Origin of the sequence: Micromonospora mangrovicola (assembly GCF_047200535.1) — a bacterium.
Taxonomy (GTDB): domain Bacteria; phylum Actinomycetota; class Actinomycetes; order Mycobacteriales; family Micromonosporaceae; genus Micromonospora.
This window is the reverse complement of the sequence record NZ_JBJZOG010000264.1, coordinates 1-535: the sequence shown is the minus strand read 5'-3', so window position 1 is coordinate 535 and position 535 is coordinate 1. Positions and strand designations below refer to the sequence as shown.

The window sequence follows — 535 nt, the reverse complement described above, 5'->3', positions numbered from 1 at the left end:
GCACCGCAGCGGCCACCAATGGATGCTGACCACCGTCGCGGCGATCCTGGCCAACCCCCGCTACACCGGCCACCAGGTTTGGCACCGGCACCGCACCGACCACGACGACATCGAGCCCGACGGCACCATCACCCGACACCGCGAGGTCCAGCGCTGGAACGCCGCCCCGCAGTGGGCCATCTCCCGCCAGATCGCCCACCCGCCGCTGGTCACCGAGGAGCAGTTCGTCGCTGCCCAGGCGATCCATACCGCGCCCACCCCCGCTGATAGCGCTCCTCGCCACTACCTCCTGGCCGGCCTCGTCTGCTGCGGCATCTGCGGCCGCATCATGGACTCCCACTGGGTCCACGGCCGTCCCGGCTACCGCTGCCGCCACGGCCACACCAGCAGCCGCACCAAGACCTCACCGCAGCCGAAGATCCTCTACATCCGAGAAGACCACCTGCTGGACCGCATCCGCCACGACCGCGGACTACACCATCACCATCCCGCGCTGCGCAGCCCCAACCCGGAGAAGGTCACCGCCTGCCTGCGC

General features: G+C 70.3%; 1 protein-coding gene. It reads left to right on the top strand.

Going from position 1 to position 535, the window contains the following annotated elements; translation table 11 throughout:
- The coding region (locus tag ACL02O_RS34395; RefSeq protein ID WP_412822355.1) for a recombinase family protein at positions 1-535 on the top strand (535 nt) is incomplete at both ends.